The 897-nt window shown below is 48.3% G+C and carries 1 protein-coding gene; it reads right to left on the reverse strand.

The genetic code is table 11. The features are described 5' to 3' along the window. Positions 1 to 897, reverse strand: an 897-nt coding sequence (locus KIV40_RS31200; RefSeq protein WP_375164923.1) for a tetratricopeptide repeat protein, incomplete at both ends; no start/stop codon positions are given.

The following is an 897-nucleotide window of genomic DNA, read 5'->3' on the forward strand; positions in this document are numbered from 1 at the left end:
GTCAAAATGTCATTGAGTGTCACAATTGGCGGTGCGCCTTTCAGTCCTTTTCGATGCCACGGGTAGATGTCGAGCATGGTTGTGATCTTGTCATAGATGGCTTGTGCGGCGTCGCCTTTTTCAGCCAGCATCAGTGCCACGCGTTCGCTGCTCAATCGCGAGATAAAGTCTTCTTGATTACAGAAGGTACGCGCGAGCTCTGTACACACCTCTAAGTAGTTTGGATCGTCATGCTGGAACATGATGATGCTGTGGTTTGAGCGCTTAAGCTCGGTCTTGAACAGTACCAACTGCTCCCACCAAAAGGTCTCTGATACCACGTGAGAAAACTGTTTCTCTGGATCATACTCATATTGGCCACGAATTCGGTTGATCAATTTACGAGCACGTTGTTCCAGTTGGCGTTTTGAACTGCGTGCTTTAGCTAACCCGACACGAGCCGCCTGCTCACGAAGCATGTTGGTCGAATATTGACGGTATTTCTTAAATGCAATCAGAGCGGCTTGATAATCTTGATTCTCTTCGGCGACCAATGATTGCTGGTAACAGATCTGGCTAAGTAACTCGCCATTATCAAATTCATTGGCGGACTGTTCAGCGTGATTCAGTAGCTCTGAGGCTTCTTGAGGTCTTTTTCTGAGTAGCTCTAAACGAGCGCGGCTGATGAATGAGTGTGCCTTCATCCAAACCAAATTGTGTTCAACGGCAAGTTTGTGCGCCTTGGCGGTCGCTTGCTCTGCATCGTCAAGTCGTTCTAGTCCGAGTAACGCGAGTCCTCTGAAGTCCCATACCTCAGCATGCCACGTGTTGTCTGGGTGTTCTTTTAGGGCTTCTTCAGCGCCATCAAGAACTGAGAGCATCTCAACGTAATTGTTGAGTAAGTAGTAATCCCAAGCC

This window comes from Vibrio sp. D173a, from assembly GCF_030248475.1.